The 20,817-nt window shown below is 41.8% G+C and carries 22 protein-coding genes; 12 read left to right on the forward strand and 10 right to left on the reverse strand.

Annotated elements, in window-relative coordinates:
* Window positions 1-339 precede the first annotated feature (339 nt).
* The gene (locus tag AC6RV6_RS22365; RefSeq protein ID WP_500243095.1) at window positions 340-1,743 is read left to right on the forward strand and encodes a DNA methyltransferase; all 1,404 of its coding nucleotides are present in this window, start codon (window positions 340-342) and stop codon (window positions 1,741-1,743) included.
* A gap of 26 nt (window positions 1,744-1,769) precedes the next feature.
* Here AC6RV6_RS22365 and selD read toward each other — a convergent pair whose 3' ends face one another.
* Entirely contained in the window at window positions 1,770-4,019 is a 2,250-nt protein-coding gene (gene selD / locus AC6RV6_RS22370; RefSeq protein WP_500243096.1) for a selenide, water dikinase SelD, read from the reverse strand.
* A gap of 84 nt (window positions 4,020-4,103) precedes the next feature.
* Here selD and AC6RV6_RS22375 point away from each other — a divergent pair, with 84 nt between their 5' ends.
* On the forward strand, window positions 4,104-4,715 hold the full coding sequence (locus AC6RV6_RS22375; RefSeq protein WP_500243097.1) for a metal-dependent hydrolase: 612 nt from the start codon (window positions 4,104-4,106) through the stop codon (window positions 4,713-4,715).
* 196 nt (window positions 4,716-4,911) lie between these two features.
* On the opposite strand, the gene psbX is transcribed toward AC6RV6_RS22375, so the two are convergent.
* From psbX to ndhL, 6 genes are all read right to left on the reverse strand, one after another.
* Entirely contained in the window at window positions 4,912-5,031 is a 120-nt protein-coding gene (gene psbX, locus AC6RV6_RS22380) for a photosystem II reaction center protein PsbX (RefSeq protein WP_500243098.1), read from the reverse strand.
* Window positions 5,032-5,205: 174 nt separating this feature from the next.
* On the reverse strand, window positions 5,206-6,660 hold the full coding sequence (locus AC6RV6_RS22385) for a bifunctional orotidine-5'-phosphate decarboxylase/orotate phosphoribosyltransferase (protein WP_500243099.1): 1,455 nt from the start codon (window positions 6,658-6,660) through the stop codon (window positions 5,206-5,208).
* 12 nt (window positions 6,661-6,672) lie between these two features.
* Entirely contained in the window at window positions 6,673-6,870 is a 198-nt protein-coding gene (locus AC6RV6_RS22390) for a hypothetical protein (protein WP_500243100.1), read from the reverse strand.
* 43 nt (window positions 6,871-6,913) lie between these two features.
* Complete coding sequence (locus AC6RV6_RS22395; RefSeq protein WP_500243101.1) at window positions 6,914-7,864, reverse strand: hypothetical protein; 951 nt, start codon at window positions 7,862-7,864, stop codon at window positions 6,914-6,916.
* 89 nt (window positions 7,865-7,953) lie between these two features.
* Window positions 7,954-8,253, reverse strand: coding sequence for a DUF3007 family protein (locus AC6RV6_RS22400; protein ID WP_500243102.1), 300 nt, complete (start codon window positions 8,251-8,253; stop codon window positions 7,954-7,956).
* 12 nt (window positions 8,254-8,265) lie between these two features.
* Window positions 8,266-8,484, reverse strand: a complete 219-nt coding sequence (ndhL, locus tag AC6RV6_RS22405) for an NAD(P)H-quinone oxidoreductase subunit L (protein ID WP_500243103.1) — start codon at window positions 8,482-8,484, stop codon at window positions 8,266-8,268.
* Between the two features lie 13 nt (window positions 8,485-8,497).
* On the opposite strand from ndhL, the gene AC6RV6_RS22410 reads away from it, so the two are divergent.
* The 3 genes from AC6RV6_RS22410 (at window position 8,498) to ppc (ending at window position 13,152) form a co-directional block, all read left to right on the forward strand.
* Window positions 8,498-9,712, forward strand: coding sequence for a BtaA family protein (locus AC6RV6_RS22410; RefSeq protein WP_500243104.1), 1,215 nt, complete (start codon window positions 8,498-8,500; stop codon window positions 9,710-9,712).
* A gap of 90 nt (window positions 9,713-9,802) precedes the next feature.
* Window positions 9,803-10,012 (forward strand): hypothetical protein, encoded by a 210-nt coding sequence (locus AC6RV6_RS22415; RefSeq protein WP_500243105.1) that lies wholly within the window; start codon window positions 9,803-9,805, stop codon window positions 10,010-10,012.
* A gap of 59 nt (window positions 10,013-10,071) precedes the next feature.
* Window positions 10,072-13,152: a phosphoenolpyruvate carboxylase gene (ppc, locus tag AC6RV6_RS22420; protein ID WP_500243106.1), complete on the forward strand. Its 3,081-nt coding sequence runs from the start codon at window positions 10,072-10,074 to the stop codon at window positions 13,150-13,152.
* 113 nt (window positions 13,153-13,265) lie between these two features.
* Here the strand turns inward: ppc and pip are convergent, their stop codons facing one another.
* Entirely contained in the window at window positions 13,266-14,216 is a 951-nt protein-coding gene (pip, locus tag AC6RV6_RS22425) for a prolyl aminopeptidase (RefSeq protein WP_500243107.1), read from the reverse strand.
* 123 nt (window positions 14,217-14,339) lie between these two features.
* Here pip and AC6RV6_RS22430 point away from each other — a divergent pair, with 123 nt between their 5' ends.
* The 6 genes from AC6RV6_RS22430 to AC6RV6_RS22455 all read left to right on the forward strand — a co-directional run bounded on the left by AC6RV6_RS22430 (window position 14,340) and on the right by AC6RV6_RS22455 (window position 18,426).
* Complete coding sequence (locus tag AC6RV6_RS22430; protein WP_500243108.1) at window positions 14,340-14,600, forward strand: hypothetical protein; 261 nt, start codon at window positions 14,340-14,342, stop codon at window positions 14,598-14,600.
* 70 nt (window positions 14,601-14,670) lie between these two features.
* A complete protein-coding gene (locus tag AC6RV6_RS22435) occupies window positions 14,671-15,186 on the forward strand; it encodes a PAP/fibrillin family protein (RefSeq protein ID WP_500243109.1) in 516 nt (171 codons plus the stop codon).
* 44 nt (window positions 15,187-15,230) lie between these two features.
* A complete protein-coding gene (locus AC6RV6_RS22440) occupies window positions 15,231-16,280 on the forward strand; it encodes a tocopherol cyclase family protein (protein ID WP_500243110.1) in 1,050 nt (349 codons plus the stop codon).
* 125 nt (window positions 16,281-16,405) lie between these two features.
* Window positions 16,406-16,777, forward strand: coding sequence for a DUF2237 family protein (locus AC6RV6_RS22445; RefSeq protein WP_500243111.1), 372 nt, complete (start codon window positions 16,406-16,408; stop codon window positions 16,775-16,777).
* Between the two features lie 62 nt (window positions 16,778-16,839).
* On the forward strand, window positions 16,840-17,712 hold the full coding sequence (locus tag AC6RV6_RS22450; protein WP_500243112.1) for an MBL fold metallo-hydrolase: 873 nt from the start codon (window positions 16,840-16,842) through the stop codon (window positions 17,710-17,712).
* 135 nt (window positions 17,713-17,847) lie between these two features.
* Window positions 17,848-18,426, forward strand: coding sequence for an SgcJ/EcaC family oxidoreductase (locus tag AC6RV6_RS22455; RefSeq protein ID WP_500243113.1), 579 nt, complete (start codon window positions 17,848-17,850; stop codon window positions 18,424-18,426).
* A gap of 211 nt (window positions 18,427-18,637) precedes the next feature.
* On the opposite strand, the gene AC6RV6_RS22460 is transcribed toward AC6RV6_RS22455, so the two are convergent.
* Together AC6RV6_RS22460 and hppD are read right to left on the reverse strand one after the other, a co-directional pair.
* Window positions 18,638-19,024 carry a hypothetical protein gene (locus tag AC6RV6_RS22460; protein ID WP_500243114.1) on the reverse strand — a complete coding sequence of 129 codons (387 nt, stop codon included), beginning with the start codon at window positions 19,022-19,024 and terminating at the stop codon, window positions 18,638-18,640.
* Window positions 19,008-20,177, reverse strand: a complete 1,170-nt coding sequence (gene hppD, locus AC6RV6_RS22465) for a 4-hydroxyphenylpyruvate dioxygenase (RefSeq protein WP_500243115.1) — start codon at window positions 20,175-20,177, stop codon at window positions 19,008-19,010. The genes AC6RV6_RS22460 and hppD overlap by 17 nt, the downstream gene beginning before the upstream one ends.
* Window positions 20,178-20,248: 71 nt before the next feature.
* On the opposite strand from hppD, the gene AC6RV6_RS22470 reads away from it, so the two are divergent.
* Complete coding sequence (locus AC6RV6_RS22470) at window positions 20,249-20,815, forward strand: hypothetical protein (RefSeq protein WP_500243116.1); 567 nt, start codon at window positions 20,249-20,251, stop codon at window positions 20,813-20,815.
* The last annotated feature ends 2 nt before the right edge of the window (window positions 20,816-20,817 follow it).

Here is a 20,817-nt window from a genome sequence, read left to right on the forward strand (position 1 = left end):
TTCATTTTTACTGTACTATTTATCTCTTTTTAGCACAACAACTTCGGTAGACCCCTTTTATCAAGATTTAAAGGCTTAACTGCTCTAAATTCATATTCTAGAAAAAATGGAATACAAGGTTATAGAGCATTAGTAAATCTTGATTTATTGTCAGTATTAATTCGGCGACTTTCTTTTGTCCAAAATATTTATTGTATTGTTACCTGTGAAGATCGATCATATTCCTTTATTAAGGATTGCGAACACGAGCTTGGTTTCGTCTTTAACTCTGCCATTATAGAAGGTAAATTAATCATTTGTGCTATCCCACACTTCACGTTAATTGAGCTTTCAGATATTGTGGCTCGTCGTTCAAAAAATAGAATAGATACAAAAGAAAAACTGCAATTAATGTTAAATGGTTTACTTAATAAGTATGCTGGCTCAAAAGAGTTCAAAGTTGCAGAGGAAGCACTTAAATCCCAGAACACGACATCACACCTATCTCACGACATTCATTATTATAAAGCAAAGTTTTTTCCTCGGCTTGTCCGTTCAAATTTAAATATTTGTAGTCAACGTTTGGGAGGAGAAAATCACCAAGTAATTGATTGCTTCTCTGGTAGTGGAACTACTCTTTTAGAAGCATCAATATTAGGTATGATAAGTATTGGAATTGATATTGATCCTTTGTCTACATTGATCGCACAAAGTAAAATTGACATCCTTCAATTTCAAAGTTCGTTTCTTAGTGATGAAGTGTACATTATATTAGATATATTAGAAAATTATAAAGCAAAGCAACTCAGCCTATTTACTAAAAATCAACCTCTATCAATTGTCGATCCTATTATTTTTCCAAGATGGTTAATGAAAAATCGAAAAATGTCTTCAGCAAGAGCCGATGAGCTTATCTCAGAAATTCAAAAAATTAGATCTATTATCGCCATATCTAATCCAGATCTTACAAATTTTTTTAAAGTTCTTTTGTCCGATTCAATAGCAAGAAAGATTAAAATGCGCTTTCTGGGTACTGGTGTTGGCCGATTTTCCCTTTCTTTTACTCAAAAAAGTATTTCTGATAGTTTTAAAGACTCAGCCAAAAAATATATTCGCACTGTGGCGGCTGTTGAATGGCTTAAGGAAACAATTAATCTAACTTTTGTTAAAGCACGCTCTTTCAATGCCGATGCGCGTAATCTTGGGAATAATTTGGGGATTTTTGATATCGTTTTAACTTCTCCTCCATATTTGCCTGCTGCGAGTGGACGCGAAAGCTATGCTAAAGCTAGAATGCCATCATTACTTGCTCTTGGCATGAAAACTCATGAGAATATTGATTTGCTTGTCGATGATTCTATTGGATCAATGGGTCGTGGATACATTGACAATAATTTACTACTCCCTCAAGAAAAAGATGTTGTAAAATGGCTTGAACAAGATCGACTTAGATCGATTAAATCTTATCCAACTGCTCGTTATTTTTTGGATATGCGCGAATCATTGAAGCAGATGTATAGTTATGTGAGGACGGGGGGATATGCAATTATTGTAAGTGGTAAACAAAGTACATTTTATAAGTTTTCAACAAGAGAAATATTATATATTGTTCACTCTGCTGATATTTTAGCTGAGGAAGCTAAGAAAATTGGTTTTGAAGTTACTGATATGTATGACGTGCAGTTACAAAAGGCAAATAAAAATGCTCGCCCTAGATCTTTAGATGATTATTATGAAACCTTAATATATCTCCGAAAATCCTAAAACATAATAGTTTGATGAATTAGCTGTTAAATTGCTACAATTTTCTGTTTTCTATCTTCTCGCTCCATAACTTGACCAATACAAACACTCTGGGAATATCCGGCTGCTTGTAATTGTTGCAAGCAAGAGTTTAAATTCTGAGCAGGAATTGCAGCTAATAATCCTCCAGAAGTTTGCGGATCGAACAATAAAGAATAGAGAGGAGAAGATTGAAATTGTTCTGTACTCTCAATGAATGCAGAAGCACGAACATTTTGCCTGTGGAGAGAGCTAATAATTCCTTGTTGTATTGTCGCGATCGCACCGTCTAAAACTGGAATCGCTTCTAGGTTCAATTCTACGGCAATTGGCGTTCCTTGGACCATTTCCAGTAAATGTCCTGCTAACCCAAACCCTGTTATATCAGTACAAGCACTCACTCCACAGTTTTTAAAAACCCGTGCGGCTGTTTGATTGGAGAGTAACATGGAAGCGATCGCATTTTCAATCCATCTTCCTTTTGCTTGATAACGCATATCCGCAGCAAATAATGTTCCCGTCCCGATCGCTTTGGTTAAGATTAAAACTTCTCCTAGTTTCATACCATTTTTGCGTAAAATTTGTTCTGGATCGATAGTCCCGTTACAAGCTAAACCAAAAGCCAGTTCTCGATCTTCAATCGTATGTCCTCCAACGAGAGAAGTTTCAGCTTCGTCTAATACCAATACTGCTCCAGAAAGAAGTTGATATAAGGTTTCCTCGACTTTATTTGCTGTCCCAAAAGGAATATTGACCATTGCTAAAGCACTCTGTGGAGTTGCTCCCATTGCCAAAAGATCGTTTAAACAATGATGCGTAGTAATTTGACCAAAAATAAAAGGATCGTTAACTAAACTGCGAAAATGATCGAGAGTTTGGACGAGATATTTATTTTCTGGACTGCGAAGAATTGCCGCATCATCAGGCTCGTGTAAGCCAATAACAGTATGAGAATTCTGATTGATTCTCAAGCGGTTTAAGACTCGTTTGAGGGGCGTTGCACCAACCTTTGAACCGCATCCTCCGCAATACATTAGGGGCATATTTTCCGGTAAAATAATTTTATCTCTGCTCTCTCTTGGCTGAGAAGGAGACATGAAAGAAAGTTTATCAAATCGATCCATAAATTCGCGATCGATCCAATCTTTCCAACGCCATAATAAAGGAGATTGCCAACCCCAAAAAGAACGAGATGCGATCGCACTTTTGTCTCCTGTCCCAATTAAAGCTAAATATTGTTGTTGTGGAATAAAAGGTTTTAAAGTTCGCTCGAGAATAATATTGCGTAAATTTTCAGATAAAGGTTTTCCTTGACGGACTGCAAAAACTCCTGCCTTAGGACGAGGATGATTTTTCATCGTGGCAATATCTCCCGTGGCAAAAATATGAGGATGGGAGACAGATTGTAGGGTATCCTCAACTAAAATAAAACCGCGAGAATCGACGGCTAATCCTGATTCTTCGAGCCAAGGTGCTGCTGATGCTTGAGTCGTCCAAAAAATATAATCGCATTCTGTCGTTAAACCAGACTTGCAAATAAGGCGATCGCGTTGAATTTCTGAGACTGTTTCTGATAAATGTAACTGTACGCCACGACTTTTGAGAATTTGCGTTAATCGCTTGCTGACCGAGCGATTATGACCGGTCATTAAACTTTTACCACGATGGAAAAGATGGAATTTAAGATTGTTTAAAGGCAATTGCGATCGCTTAAAAATATTCTCTAATTTTGCTTGAATATTTAACATTAATTCAACGCCTCCTGCACCCCCTCCTACGACGGCTAAAGTATGAGATTGTGAGGGATTTGCTTGAATTTCTTGAATTATCTTTTCCCACTGCTTTAAAAAACGAGGAACGGGTTTAACAGGAATAGCATATTTTGCAGCACCGGGAACAACATTTTTAACAGGAGTGCTACCGATATCAATAGAGAGATAATCAAAGGCAACTGGGGGATGTTTCTGGCAAATAATTTTATTATTTTTTAAATCTAATCCAATGACGCGATCGTGATATAATTGAATATTAGCGAAACGAGAAAGACGCTGTAGATCGATATGGCTTTCATCATAAGAATAAAAACCAGCAATGTGACCCGGTAACATTCCCGAATAGGGGGTATGTAAGGCATCAGAAATTAACGTAATTCTCAATCCCGAGATAGGATTCATTGCCAGTAATTTTAAGGCGATCGCGTGGCTGTGTCCTCCACCAATCAGCACTAAATCAGTTACAATAGGATAATTATCGAGCATTTTTTCTTTTCTGTTAGCTGTCTGCGCTATTCCCTTGTATTCCCGTAGAGAGTAACGAAACCAAGGTATTGCCTCTTATTAATTATGTCATCTTTTCTCGGACACAGTTTAGCTGGAGCTACTATTTTTTTCTGCGATCGCAAACTCGATCGAGATTTATCTGCCAAGAAACGCGATCGCATACTTTGGTTATTCTGGTTAATTATTTTAGCCTGTACTCCCGATTTAGATTATATCGTTCCTTTTTTTCATCCTCGCAATAATCAAGGAATTCGTATTACGCATTCTTTTGCAGGCAGTCTTATTTTACCTTGTCTGACCATTTTAATTCTCTTTTTTACTGTTAAGAAGAAAGACACATTCAAACAATATAGCATTCAAGCCTGCTTTGCAGGATTATCTCATCTTTTACTCGATATTTTAGTTGGTGTGACAGCATTGCCTTTATTTTTTCCTTGGAGTCGGGAAGTTTTTAAACTCCCTTTTGGAATTTTGCCTAGTGCAGGTAAAATATTGCTCACAAACTATTACTTTTATAGAAATCTTTATCTTGAATTGGGTGTGATTATTCCTTTGATCATGGCACTTACTTTATGGATTTGGCGTAAAAGATTCAAAAAACTTATCTTTTTATTACCAATATTTTTATTGATTTCTTTGCGTTTTATGATTATATCTTTTAACTTACCGCGTTAGCATAAAGTTTTGCAATAGGCATGTTTTTTCTAGTTCTAGTCTTAAGCGTTATAATCTGTAGTCTGTGTTTTGAGAAGCTGTATGATAACTGATAACTGATAACTGATAACTGTAAAAAAATGGGTGCGTTACGCTTCGCTAACACACCCTACGAAATATTGAACAATATCACAGAAAAATCAATGAGATTGTTGGTTTAGGTTCGCGAAATTTTATCAGCTTGACTGATAACAATAAGACCGATGACAATAGGAACAACAACAATTAATCCACCAGCAATGAGGCTGAAGAAAAAGTTAGAAAGTGTTGGTGTCATAGTTTTTAAATCCTTTTTTGTAAGTTAAGAACAAGGGGAAATTGACAAAGAGAATCAATCTGAGCAAATGAATCTGACTGGGAAACGGGATAACCTTTATCCGTTGTTCCGAGCCGAGATGCTCTTTCGGTCTATTGTAAAGGTTTTTGACGCTTTATTGCGCTTTTTATCGTTTTAACCCAGTAATATGGCGTACTGTTGTTCGTCAATACGTCCTGCTTCGTAGAGAGTTTGGGTGATTTCCGAGATTCCTAAGACGGAATGAGCGTTGTAACCCCTCTCTCGCAACCGATCCTTGACTCCTCCCTCATGGTCGATCAAAACGACGATATCTTCCACCACTAACCCCGCAGATTGTAATTTACCGGCCCCTTCGATCGCACTTTTGCCGCTAATCAAGATATCATCAACAACGACAACCTTTTCCCCTTGACGAAATTTCCCCTCGATCGCTTTTCTCGTCCCGTGTGCTTTCGTTTCCTTGCGAGGGAAAATCATCGGGTGATGCAGTCGCAAGGATAACCCGGTTGCAGTGGGAAGGGAACCATAGGGAATACCAGCAATGCGATCGAAAGTGAGGTCTTTAAGGATCTTCTCATAGGCACTGAGAACTTTATGGAACACTTGTGGGCGAGAAATAATCGTGCGGAGGTCGATATAATAGGAAAAAGTAGCCCCCGATGCCTGCACGTAGTCCCCAAAAAGGATACAGCCAATATCGAAGAGTTGCAAAATTAAATCTTGTTGGGGATGTTTGTCTAACAAACACACATCAGGCATCCATACCTCACAAGTTGTCCCCGATCTGCTTACCTCCAGAGCAATTAACTCAATTTGATGATTGAGAGATTCAAGGGATTTAACAAGCTCTTCCTCTTCTTGACTTAACCAATCTTGCGGTACGGGTAACAATAATCCTTCTCCATTCTCATTTAATCCCGCTTTGATGAGACTTTCCAGATTTTCCTCTTTCGCCCAAATACTCCGCACCCAGATCGTGCGTTCTGGTGCCAGCGATCGCACGTCTGCCAAGACATCTGGAGAAGTTGTCCCCACTTCTAAGCACAATTGTTCTGGGGTTCCCCATGCCTTTGCTTCCTGCACCACTTGTAGGTAGAGAGGGAAATTTGCGTTAGGGTTGGGGAATTCTTGAATGGGACTTGCGGAAAGGTTGGAAGTGCGACAGAGGATGAAGACGGCGCGATCGGGGTAAACTAAAAAAGGAGCAGCTTGATCCTGTCCAGCGTAAGGGTTGAGGGTGATGGCATCAACTTGCCATTCCTCGAAGGCAGTACGAGCAAAAATGGTGGTAGTATTGAGATCCCCGTGGTTGGCATCGAGGATAATGGGAAGATGAGAGGGGATTTGTGCGAGAATGGTTTCGAGAAGTTCTAAGCCAGAAGCACCAAGGGATTTATAAAAACCAAAACTGAGTTTATACGCACAAATATAATTTTGGGTGTGTTGAATGAGTCTTGTTAACCAGTCCCGAAAAGCGGCGATGTATTGGGACTTATTCTCTGGGATGCCGTAGCGATCGGGGAGCATTTCTGGGTTAGGATCTAAACCTAAAACTAAAATACTATTATTTTTGGCGATCGCGTTACTCAGTTTGGTAGAAAAGTTCATTCGTTGAATGAGTCAAGATTGAATGAGTTGCGTTACAGTCATGGGAAATTTTGCAAGTGGAAGGCTATTCCATTTTATCATTTTTAAAACAGCAAAAATAGATAGGAGGATTTGCGATCGTTCAACCTGCGATCGCTTGGGATAATCTGCAAGCGTGACAAATTCCTCAAAATGTTCATTGTCGCGATCGAGGTTCAGAATATTTGGCAAAGATTGTCAGTGCAGCACTCAAACAAGAATTAAGTCATATTTCTTATTCCGTACTAAATCTTGCTAATAGTTCCTCCCGAGAGAGTTGTAAGAGAAGAGGTGTAAATTCTTCGGAAGGGATGGATGCGATCGCTTCAACAATTGTCGCAAGTCCTGCGTCTACTTCTCCAAAACGAACTTGGAGAAGGTTGGTAATTAAACGAAGCGTAGCTTGTTTTTCTCCTTGTTGAAGTCCTTGTTGAAGTCCTTGTTGAAGTCCTTCTTCCTTGAATTCTTGGCGAAGTTCTTCTTTGAGTTCTTCATACATTTGTGTTAAGGTCACGATTAACTCCTTATCTTCGCGATCTAAATCTTGTTCTTGGTTTTGTCGTCTGGCTAATAGAGAAATTAGTTCTCTTACCAATTCTATGATATTTCCCCGCAAACGGTTCTCACGAGGTAATGCTTCGAGTTCTTGGACGGCTTTTTGTTGTACTCGTCCTTTTCCCAACAACCGTAACCAGAGTGTTTCTGAATTTTGCGGGAGTTGATGAATGACAATAATTGCCGTTTTAAAACCCGTCCCCAAAAAGTAAATTCCTCGTTCCCAGTTGGGTGTGGATGGGAGAGGATGAAAGCGCTGTAACAGATTCGAGGAAGCTGTCGGGGTGAAAATCCACAGTTTAGGGAGTCCCTCGTCATTGAGAAAGTTTTTGTTTCGTTTGGCTTCTCGTTCTAAGTCGGCATGAACTGCAAACAGTTTCATAAGACAAGCACGAATATCTCCCGGGGTGACCGGGTTACGAAAAGGTTCAAACAAAGCAGGAGTTGTGGTCAATCGTCCCAATAAACCTAACTTTTTTCGTTCTTCTATGCTAGAAGAAAAAGGAGTAAAGAAAAGATCGATTTGACGCGCTTCTGAGTGAATTTCTTTACTGGTTTCCACTTTTCCAAGAGGAGACAGAAGTTCGCTGAGATATTGTTTGGCGAATTGGTCATGGATAAATCTCGTCACGGGATGAGAGCTTGGCAAAGAACAAAAGTATTATACCAGAGAGGAGCGATCTCGCTTCGCAAAAATTGAGGGGAATTACTCAAAAACAATTATTTTTCTACTTCAATTTCTGCCTGTAATTTCGCCAACTCTTCCGGAGTCATCTCATCCAAGCGTTTTTGTAAAACCTTATCTTCGTATTCTCGGCGCTGTTGGTGATAGGTCATGTTGTGGGAGAATGCGCGGAAAAAATAAGTTGAAACCCAACCCAATAAACCTCCCACTAAAAGCACCTGACTCCAGATGCCCGCCGAAAAATTATTGAGTCCGGCTCCTCGTAAAATGAGATAAGCAACTCCCCCTGTGAGGAAAATCCCAAACGTAATTGCGATCGCATCAATTCTTCGCATAATCTTTCCTTCTTAAATCGTGCGACGTGAGGGGCGAAAATTCAAAAACGGACTCAACAACAGTAACCCCGGAAAGAAGAAAAATACGCCAAAATACATTAGCGTCCGTTCGATCGAACTGGCTGTATACCAGCGTAAATTCAGGTAAAAGTACATAAACGCCGGTAAAATAACGAGATACAGTGCGCTCAAAGAGAGATACAGGAAGGCAACGAGAAGAGTAGTTTCCATAAATTTTGCTAAGGTGTTGACGATCCCACCGAACAACGCGGCTTGCAATACTTCTGGTTTATCTTACAACCTTTTTGCCCCGTTAGGGAGTAACGAGCCAAGAAGCGATCGCCCATTCCTCAAAATGCCTACTGAAATTTCTCAATTTGCCGATTTCAGCCAAATTCGTTACGCGCAATGTTGGGAAGATGCCGATATTCTCCTCAAGGCACTTGACATTAACGCGAATAGCTGCTGTTTGTCCATTGCCTCGGCTGGAGACAATACCCTCGCTATGCTCTCCAAATCTCCTCAAAAAGCGATCGCGATCGACTTCAACCCCGCACAAATTGCCTGTTTGGAATTGCGCGTGGCTGCTTATCGTACCTTAACCCACTCACAACTCTTAAAACTCATGGGATCTATCTCTGCAATGCCAGAAGAGCGATCGCAACTATACGCCCTCTGTCGTCCCCAACTATCCCCAAAAACCCGCTATTTTTGGGATCGGCGCGATCGCGATATTGCCCGAGGAATTGGCAATAGCGGCAAATTCGAGCGTTATTTAGCCTTATTTCGCCGCTATATCTTACCCCTCATTCACCCGCGCGATCGCATTGCCCAACTTTTCCTCAATGAATCTCCCCGAGAACGAGAAATATTTTATCGCCAACAGTGGAATAATTGGCGCTGGCGCTGCTTATTTCGCCTCTTTTTCTCTCGCTTTCTCTCGGGACAATTGGGACGCGATCGCAACTTTTATCGTTACGTGGAATGCAATATTTCTCAATACTTATTACAAAGAACTGAAAGCGCGATCGTTCATCTGAATCCTAGAGAAAATCCTTATTTACAATGGATTGTTATGGGAGAACATTCTTTGGCTTTACCTTATGCGTTGCGTCCGGAAAACTTCGACGCGATCCGAGATAATTTACATCGTTTGGAATGGCATTGCATGGCACTTGAAGACTTTCTCACGCAGAGGACAGAAAACTGTATTAATTGTTACAACTTAAGCAATATTTTTGAATATATGTCTCCAGAGAATTACGAAAACTTACTCGATCGCATCATTACTCGCAGTCCATCGGGAAGTCGTTTAGCGTATTGGAATTTGTTTGTCAAGCGCCGAGGAGGCGATCGCTTTTCTCAAAAGTTACAACCCCTCTCAAAATTGGCCAATAAACTCTATTTAGAGGATAAAGCCTTCTTTTATCAAGCCTTCGTGATTGAAGAAGTTGTCTAAAAGATGATATTGTTTTCAGCAGATTCCATTCTCTACCGATCGTCGATTCTTAATTGCCCATCACCAATTACCCCTTACCCCTTACCCACAATGAATGAAAATCCCCTCGAGATTCTCATGCCATCTCCCGAAGTTTTGTTAAGTTTTTTGACATTTCCTGTCATTGTTGGAATTGTTACCGTGGAAACCGTTATACGAGAAATACAAGAATCTAGCGCGGCGAGTGAAGAAATCTTTCGCGGCGATCGCCTGCCAATTTTACCCTTTCCCGACCCCAAAGAAATCATCAATAATGAATAAAGCATAACGCTACAAAACTTCAGAGATCGCAAATAACCACCAACAAACAAGAAAAGATTATGAGTTCGCTTCTCCAATCATCCCAGCCAACCGTTCGCGTTCCCTCCACTTCAATGCTGCTGTTACGCCATCGCTTGAAGTTGGTCGAAGATTTGTGGGAATCGGTGTTACGTTCTGAATGCGGTCAAGAGTTAGTTAATTTATTAGGACATTTGCGATCGCTCTGTTCTCCAGAAGGACAAACAACAGATCTCGAGCAATCTGCTGCCCTCGAACTCATCGAAAAACTGGATTTAAATGAAGCCATTCGCGCCGCTCGTGCTTTTGCACTATATTTTCAATTAATCAATATTGTCGAACAACATTACGAACAGCGAGAGCGTCAATTATCCCGCAGTGCTACTTATAAAGCCCAAAGTGAAGCCCTATCCGAATCCCCACAAAATGCGAGGGGAAACAGTGCTGACAATGGCGTTCCGATGGGAGCCAAACAGTTAGAAAAAACTTGGCAAGATGAAAACGAAAGTCCCAAGCCACGAATAGGAACATTTTACTGGTTATTTCCCCATCTTCGCCAGCAAAATATGCCGCCGCGAAAAATTCAACACTTACTGGATAATCTCGATATTCGCCTTGTTTTTACCGCTCACCCAACGGAGATCGTTCGCCATACAATCCGCCGCAAACAGAGACGGATTGCTAATATTTTACACCAATTAGATCGAGCAGAAGAAGCCTATCGCGGTGTGGGTCTGACCACCTCATGGGAAGCAGAAAGTGCCACAGAACAACTTCATGAAGAGATCCGCCTTTGGTGGCGTACCGACGAACTGCACCAGTTTAAACCCACGGTTTTAGATGAAGTCGATTATACCCTTCACTATTTCCAAGAAGTCCTCTTCGATACAGTACCCGAACTTTCCGTGCGCCTCAAACAAGCGCTTAAAAGTGCCTTTCCGAACTTGCGTCCCCCTCACGATCGCTTCTGTTATTTTGGTTCTTGGGTCGGTTCCGATCGCGATGGTAATCCTTCCGTCACCCCAGAAATCACGTGGAAAACCGCTTGCTATCAACGAGATATTGTCTTAGAAAAATACATTCATTCCGTCGATGCGCTGACCAATTTATTGAGTTTATCTTTGCATTGGAGTAATGTCCTGCCGGAATTATTAGACTCTCTAGAACGCGATCGCGCCCATTTGGGAGACGTTTACGATCGCCTCGCCATTCGCTACCGTCAAGAACCCTATCGCCTCAAATTAGCTTATATTCAAAAGCGATTAGAAAACACCCGAGATCGAAATTCTTTACTTTCTAGTGGCGATCCGAGGCAACAACAAATCCTCGAAAAGATCGATCCTAAAACGATTTATCAATCCGGAGAAGAATTTCTCACGGAATTACAACTGATTCAGCGCAATTTAGAGGAAACAGGATTAAATTGTCGAGACTTAGATAAGCTCGTTTGTCAAGTTGAAATTTACGGCTTTCATTTATCTCAATTGGACGTGCGCCAAGACTCTTCTCGTCATTCCGATGCCATTACGGAAATTGCCCAATATATCCAAGCCCTTCCGGAACCTTACGACGATCTTGAAGAAAGCGATCGCCGCCATTGGTTAATTACTGAATTGCCCACCCGCCGTCCTCTCATTCCCGCCGAAGCCCCATTTGCAGAAAAAACCGCCGAAACTATCGAAACTTTTCGCACGATTCAACGCTTGCATAAAGAATTTGGGGCGGAGATTTGCAACACTTATGTCATTAGCATGAGCAATGATGTCAGCGATATTTTAGAAGTGCTTTTGCTGGCACAAGAAGCAGGACTTTACGACCCCGTTACGGGAATTTGCGGGATTAAAATCGTCCCGCTTTTTGAAACTGTAGATGATTTAAAACGAGCGCCGGAAGTCATGCGATCGCTATTTGAATTAGAGTTATATCGGTCAGCATTAGCAGGAGGTTACGAGGCCTTAAGAACTCATAAAGATACCCCTTTAGTAGACGCACCTCATTCTCATATTCCCCATTCTCAGCCTTTACAAGAAATCATGTTGGGCTATTCCGATAGCAACAAAGATTCGGGTTTTCTCAGTAGTAATTGGGAGATTCATAAAGCACAAAAAGCACTGCAAAGTTTAGCCAAAGAATACGGTATCGCCCTGCGATTATTCCACGGTCGCGGCGGTTCCGTCGGACGAGGTGGCGGTCCCGCTTACGAAGCAATTTTAGCGCAACCCAACGCCACGATTAACGGACGGATTAAGATTACCGAACAGGGAGAAGTTTTGGCTTCTAAATATTCTTTACCCGATCTGGCATTGTATCACTTGGAAACCGCTTCGACGGCAGTAATTCAAGCGAGTTTGTTAGGAAGTGGGTTTGATGATATTCAACCGTGGAACGACATTATGGAAGATTTGGCCACGCGATCGCGTCGCGCCTATCGGTCTTTAATTTACGAACAACCCGACTTTATCGATTTCTTTCTTTCCGTCACTCCTATTCCCGAAATCAGTCAATTACAAATTAGTTCTCGTCCGGCGCGACGCAAGAAAGGAAAAAAAGATTTGAGCAGTTTGCGGGCAATTCCTTGGGTATTTAGCTGGACGCAAAGCCGCTTTTTGCTACCCTCTTGGTATGGTGTAGGGACGGCACTGGAAAGTTTTATCGCCGAAGAACCCGAGGAAAATCTTAAATTATTGCGCTATTTTCACGTGAAATGGCCATTCTTTAAAATGGTAACATCTAAAGTGGAAATGACCTTATCAAAAGCAGATTTACGCATGGCGCGGCATTACGTTCACGAACTTTCCCCTCGCGAAGATTTAGAACGATTTGAGGCAGTTCTCGTGCAAATTGAAGCGGAATATTATCGCACGCGGGAGATGATTTTAAGTATTACAGGTCATCAAACTCTGTTAGATAGCGATAAAGATCTTCAGCGATCGGTTCAGTTACGAAATGGCAATATTGTTCCTCTGGGTTTCTTACAGGTAGCATTATTGAAGCGCTTGCGCCAGTATAGCAATGCAACAACTGCCGGACTCATTCACTATCGTTATAGTAAGGAAGAATTATTGCGAGGTGCATTGTTAACCATTAACGGTATTGCTGCAGGAATGCGGAATACTGGCTGATCTTTTCAGTTATCGGTTAAGACTATCGGGTGAGTTAAACTCGCCCGATTTTCGTATTTTAGAGCGCGATCGCGGACAATGAAAGTCGTGGCATAATATGACTAATTTAAGAATTAAGGATGATTGAGAAAGCGATCGCTTACTTCAATTAAAGCACTGCGAATTCCCGGTTCGGTCATTGAATGTCCCGCATCTGAAATAACCATAAATTCGGCTTCCGGCCAAACTTTATGAAGTTCCCAAGCCGTTATCATGGGGCAAACTACGTCATAACGTCCCTGCACGATCTTGGCTGGAATGTGACGAATACGATCGATATGATTTAACAATTGATTCTCCTCAACAAAAAAGCCTTGATTGACAAAATAATGACATTCAATGCGAGCAAAAGAATCGGCAAATCCATCTTCGCTAAATCTTTCTTTGAGATTATCGGAAATGATGAGTTTGCTGGTGCTAGCTTCCCAGACCGACCACGCCTTCGCTGCTTCTTGACGAGTGACGAGATCGTCACTTGTCAAGCGCTGATAATAAGCATTTAATAAATCGTTATGTTCTGCGGGAGGAATGGGTTTGAGGTATTCTTCCCAAGCATCGGGAAAAATATAACTGGCACCTTCTTGATAAAACCAGCGAATCTCTTTTTGACGTAGCAGGAATATACCTCGTAAAATTAATCCCGTACAGCGATCGGGGTGCGTCTGGCTGTAGGCTAAAGAAAGGGTACTACCCCAACTGCCTCCAAAAACAACCCATTTCTCAATCCCTAAATGTTCTCGTAGTTTCTCGATATCCCTGACTAAATCCCAAGTCGTATTTTCCCGCAATTCTGCGTGAGGGGTACTCTGTCCGCAACCACGTTGGTCAAAAATGATAATTCGCCACCCTTGGGGATTAAAATATTGACGATAAATTGTTTCAATTCCTCCACCGGGACCGCCATGAAGAAAAATCACGGGTTTCCCTTGAGGGTTTCCCGATTCTTCATAATGAATCGTATGTAAGTTAGAAACTTTTAATTTACCTTCGTGATAAGGTTCAATGGGAGGATAGAGTTGTCGCATAATGTTAAAATTAGAGGAGAAGTTAGATTAGCATAAAATCGGTATTGTTGTCAGATTTCCGAAACATTGTTTTTGCGATCGCAAAACAACAAAAAAACAATTAAATTATACTGGAGTGAAATTATGGCGAGAATTAATCCTTATACTTTGCGAATGCAAGTAACTCGAATGTTTGAGCAAGGACAATCGATGTTTTGTACTTTAAAAGTCCGCGACTGGCTATTAGAACGTAATGAAGATCCCGACGAATATGAAATTATTTTTCATCAGAAACCCGCACCACCGAGAGCAATTGAAGCGATGACTGTAGAGATTGAACTCAAGCGTAAAGATGGAAAAGAAACCGATTCTTGGTTAGTCGAACAAGTTAATCTTTTTACCTAATTGAACCATATTAAAATGACTGTGACTAAAATAATTACCGATCGCTGATAACTGATAACTGATAACTGAAATGACCTCATCTAATCCTCAAGCTATTCTCTTAGAATTTCTGGAACAAGGAGAATGCGATCGCGCTGCACTCCTCGATGCAATTCGAGCCTTAGAACGGGAAAAATGTAGCATTAAAAATGTATCCAAATTAGATGGAGAATGGCAGTTAATCTGGACGACGGGAACAAAACAATATCAAAAATTGCAGCGTACACAAACGGTCAGTAAAATCCAGAAAACAAAGCAAACGGTTGTGCAAAGAATTGAGAGTGAAGCCAACCAACTTGAGAATGAGGTGATTATCGCGATCGCATCTTTGAATGTAATCGGTTCATTTGCATATATTAACAATAAAATTGAATTTATCTTTACTAAAATTATTGTAAAAGTGGGGATTTTACCCGCGATCGCGATCCCGATGGGAAATTGGGCAAAAGGATGGCTTAAAACAACTTATCTCGATAAAAACTGGCACATTGAGAGAGGCGATCGCGGCGGGATTTCCCTCTATGCTAAAATAAAAAATGAACAATAATTGTAACTTCATTGCTTATTGTTTATTGCTCATTATTCATTGAAATGCAAACCCCTCATAGCGGTTATCATTGGGATGGAATTAGCCGACGCTTTTTTGAAGGTTGGTATTATCGTATTACCTTACCTAAACTCAAGCAAAATTTTGCATTTATGTATTCTTTTGAAGATCCAATCGGAGGAAAATATAGTGGCGGATCGGCACAGATTTTAGGGGTGAATGATGAATATTTATGGCGCAGTTTTCCCAAGGCAAAACTATTTTGGGGAGAAAGCGATCGCTTAGCATTAGGACATTGGCGCAAAACTGATTTAGAGATTTCTCCTCAAGAACTCGCTCCCGCAGAATTCGAGAAAAATATTCAAGAAGGATACCAAGCAACCGATACTCTCAATCAAGGATTTATTCGCGATCCAGCAACACAATTTTACTGTCGCTGGCAATATACCATTAAACCGATTTACGGCTGGGGAAATGCCGATTCTCCCCAACAATCAACCGCCGGTTGGCTGTCTCGTTTCCCTATTTTTGAACCCGGATGGCAAATTTTAATGGCACACGGTTTGGCGACAGGCTGGATCGATTGGAATGAACAAAGATATTATTTTACTGATGCTCCAGCTTACAGTGAAAAAAATTGGGGAAATTCTTTTCCTCAGAAGTGGTTTTGGTTAAACTGTAATGGATTTGAAGAAGATACATATCTTGCTTTAACGGCAGGAGGAGGACGGCGAAAAGTAATGTGGTGGATGGAATCTGTCGGATTAATTGGTATCCACTATCAAGGGAAATTCTATGAGTTTGCGCCTTGGAATTCGCAAATAAAATGGCAGGTCGAACCTTGGGGGAAATGGCAAATGCAGGCGCAAAATGATAGGTTTGAAGTTGAGCTAATTGGCACAACCGATCGCGAAAGAATCCCTCTGAGAGCCCCCACAGAAGAAGGATTGATTTTTTGTTGTTGGGATACCCTGCGAGGCGATTTAAAGCTGGAGTTGCGGCAGCGAAGGGGAGAGGTAATTGTACAAGCAAAAAGTAGAGTTTGTGGATTAGAAATTGGCGGTCAACCTTGGCATGAACCGTGGGAACAATGAACAATAAATATTAGTTGGGCAATATTGAGATAATTCTTTATCGATTCCTTTGTCTGAATTGCGATCGCATCCCTCGAGCATTTAAGATAAAAATCAGAAACTCCATTGTACACCTCAAACTCAAAATGACAGACGCAAAAAACGTACTCGGCACTCCCTTAGAATGTTGCTGTACTTCTCCCATGACAGGATTCTATCGAGATGGATATTGCCATACTGGAGGACAAGATTATGGTTCTCATGTAGTCTGCACCAAAATGACCCCCGCTTTCCTGTCCTTTAGCAAAGCCAGAGGTAATGATCTCACTACTCCCGTACCGATGTATAGTTTCCCCGGACTCAAACCGGGCGATCGCTGGTGTTTATGTGCTGCTCGCTGGCAAGAAGCCTTTGACATCGGTGTGGCCCCCCCCGTGATTCTCTCCGCAACTCATATCAGAGCCTTGGAAGTCATTTCTCTCGAAGATCTCAAAAAACACGCACTGACCTCTGCTTGAAAAAAAAGCGATCGCAATAGATTAATAATCTATAATTAATAATTAATAATTGCTCATTGAAAATGGCTACACTTCAACAGCGGCGATCGCAAAATATTAGCGGTGATTTTTATGTCGATAAAACCTGTATTGATTGCGATACTTGTCGTTGGATGGCTCCGACAGTTTTTAATCGCGCGGAGGAACAATCTGCGGTTTATCATCAGCCAATCGACGAACAAGAACGATTGCAAGCCTTACAAGCATTGCTTGCCTGTCCGACTGCTTCCATCGGTACGGAAAACAAACCCAAAGATATTAAAACAGCACAACAAAGTTTCCCCATTCCTATTTTTGAAAATGTTTATCATTGCGGCTATCATGCCGAAAATTCTTATGGTGCCACCACTTATTTTATTGTCAGACCGGAAGGTAATATCTTAGTAGACTCTCCCCGCTTTTCTCCTCCTTTAGTCAAGCGTTTGGAAGCAATGGGAGGCATTCGCTATTTATATTTAACCCATCGGGATGATGTCGCCGATCATCACAAATTTCAGCAACACTTTCACTGCGATCGCATTCTGCACAAGGATGAGATTAGCAGTAGCACAAAAGAAGTTGAAATTCAACCTGAAGGCAATGAAATATTACAATTAGAATCAGATTTTCTCATTATTCCCGTCCCCGGCCATACGAAAGGGCATACAGTTTTACTGTATCAAAATACTTTTTTATTTAGTGGCGATCATGTTGCGCGATCGCGTCATACCGGAGACTTATATGCCTTTCGTCGCGCTTGTTGGTATTCTTGGCGCGAACAAATTGTCTCAATGGAAAAGTTGGCAAATTATTCCTTTGAGTGGGTGCTTCCCGGTCACGGTCGTCGTTATCATAGCGATCGCGAAACCATGAAACAACAAATGCAAAATTGTATTACTTGGATGAAACAGCAATAGATGAAACAACAATCAAAGAGCCAGAAGTATCAATAACCTCAAAATTATTGAAACCTGAGACAATCAAGAGAAAAATCCTCTCTGTGAACCTCTGTGACTCTGTGGTAAATTTTCTTTTCAAACTGCATATTTTGTATGAGCTTAGAACTTCAAGAGACGATCGCCAAAGCCGCAGAAGCATGCCAACAAAAAGATGCTCACCAATTCGCCGCTCTTTTTACCTCAGAGGGAGAACTGATATTAGCCCGAGGACAAAAAATTAGCGGACGAGAAGCGATCGCTCGAGTCACAGCCGATTATTTTGCCACCTGTAAAGAGATTGACTATACTCACCTGCGATCGCTATTGGAGAAGAAAGATTGGAAAGCAGCCGCGTTGGAAACTCATAACAGGATGCTCGAAGCGCTTGATATTGGTAATTCGCAGGAGGTCGCGAGGGAATCTCTCGATAACTTTCCCTGTAAGGATCTGGGTACGATCGATCGGCTGTGGGTTCGCTATAGTTGCGATCGCTTTGGGTTTTCTGTCCAGAAGAGAATTTGGGTGGAGTGCGGGGGAGGATTGGGACATACGAGCTATTCCAGCACGGTTCGCCCTGAATTTTGCGATCGCGTTGGCTGGAAAAAAGCAGGAGAATGGGCGAAGAGTCAATATAAAATCGTTGCCTCAGAAGGGCATTTTCCGGAGACATGGCGGTTGAATAAAATTTATTAGAATCGTCTCTTTTTTCGCGTGGAAGAGTGCGGTCTTTAGGGCTTTTGCTCTATGACAAGCCTTGATATGAAAAGCGATCGCGTTGGGCAGTGCGATCGCTTTTCTGCGTTTCAATCGGCTCTGTGACGAGCCTTGAGACTCGATATGGCATCCATATCGATTTAATTCAAAACTGCGTTTCAATCGGCTCTGTGACGAGCCTTGAGACTATTCAATCAGATGTTTTTAACAAGCCATTGAACAAAACGAAAGGGAAAGGACAAAACCAGAAAATATCCTCGTATTCTTGAAGATAGCGAGCGGCTTGACGACGATGGCGCTTATTAATTTCTTTCTCAATTGTGGCGGGATAATCCGAGATAACAATGGTTTTCTTGTTGGTTTGCGATCGCTTTTGCTCCAACAACCTTGATATCATTCTTCTCATCTGGCGATCGCGCGATCGCGTCGCAACTTCCATGAAGCGGGATATTCTTGCGAATTGCGTGCGTATCGCGGTTTGGAAACCGAAAGCTCCCAAACCATACAAGGCGTATTGTAGGAATATATCGGTCAATTTGCCCTCAGCGATCGCACCCCCATCAACGCCCTTTCGCAAGCGGGAATTCCCCAGGATGCGATCGTCGCCTTGGGAATCGATACCCCCGAAGAAATTGCTGCCAGATTGCCCCGAGACGAACAAGACGCTCAACACCTCCCCATCGAAGAACTCGGCTTCGCAATGGGAACTTAAGTTCTCTCTCAATCTGTTCTCTTTCAATCGCTTCAAACAAAGCGCGAAAATTTCCCTCACCAAAGCCTCGTGCTTGTTGGCGGCGTTCGATGAGTTCAAAAAAGAAAGTTGGCGCAGAAAAAATAGGTTTAGTGAAAATCTGTAGTAAAAGCGGCTGATTATTTTCTAAAGAGGATTGACAATCAACCAAAACTTTTTCTTGCTCGATTAGATGCCATTCTTGTTCGGATAAAGGCAAATTTTTAAATTGAGAACGAAGCTGGCGATAATAAGTTGACGGAACCTCTAAAAAATGGACTCCCCTCTCTCTTAACTTTGCCGTTGTCGATAAAATTTGTTGGGCTTGTAAAGCAATATGCTGGACTCCCGCCCCCTGATTCTCATTGATAAACTCTTGAATTTGCGAATTGATAGAAGTCGGTTCATTGACCGGAATTTTAATGCCACTATCTGGATGTACCATCACTTGGGAATGCAAACCCGATCGCGCCGTTTGAATATTAAAACTTTGTTGGCATTCAAACCCAAAGATCGACCGATACCAAGCAACGGTTGGGTTTAATTGACCGATTTCTACATTTAAGACAATATGATCGATTTCTGAGAATAATACATCGCGATCGCACAGCCGATTTTCCTGTTCCGCCGTTTCCCATAAAGTGTGAGTAATACCAATATTGCTTTGAATTTGACAGCAGTGCCGATCGCCGCGAGTGTGGAGGGGAACGAGAATTTTACCGCCATATTCTTCAATTCGCCTGAAGACTGCTGCCAAATTATCGACAACAAAACCAATATCGACAACACCGGGAGGATGTTTTTGTAAATAAACAGCAACGGGACTGGCATCAGTGAGAGGAGAAGCCAGAGAAAAAACGATCGCGCCACTGCGAAGGATTTCCGTATGAGTATAACTGTTCCTCGAAGCAGCGATCGCGGTAAATCCCATCACCCCGACAAACCACTCCCGCCATTGTTGTGCATCTTCAACATAAAAACAAATTCGCTCGATTTTCATCGGTTCGGCAAACAGCACAGAATAGGATAGGGTTTGTTATTGAGGATAGACGCGATCGCTAAAAATTGGGGATGAATTTCTGGATTGAGTGGGTTATTGCAACATTTTTAGGATTTCTCCTGAGTTTACTCTTTATCGAAGTTGGGGAAATTTCTGACGTAACCGCCGTAAGTGGGGCGATTGGAGGCGGTATTATCGGCCTGATGCAGGGATTGGTCTTGTTAGGTCGCGCCAATCGCCTGCGAGAATGGATTTTAGTCAATGCGATCGCTGGAGGCATGATGACGAAATTCGGCTTGGGGGCGATCGGTTGGGTCGCCCCGAGAACGGATTTTGTGGTTGTCCGCTTAACCTACGGCATTGTTTTCGGAGCGATCGCGGGACTGATTTCCGGGATAATGCAAGGGTTTGTCTTGCGAAATACCATTCCTCTTGCCTATTTATGGACGATTTTGAATGCCTTGTGTTGGGGATTTAGTTTAGCCATAGGCTGGACGATCGGGGGCATGGTGCGCTCGCTCACCCATCTCTATCTCGGCGAAGCGATCGGTTTGGGTATCGCTTGGATTTGCTCGAGTGCGATTATGGGGTTTGCGCTGATGAATTTGCTCGATGGGAGCGATCGGTTGAAACAGTGAAC

This window comes from Spirulina sp. LEGE 11439 (genome assembly GCF_059821285.1).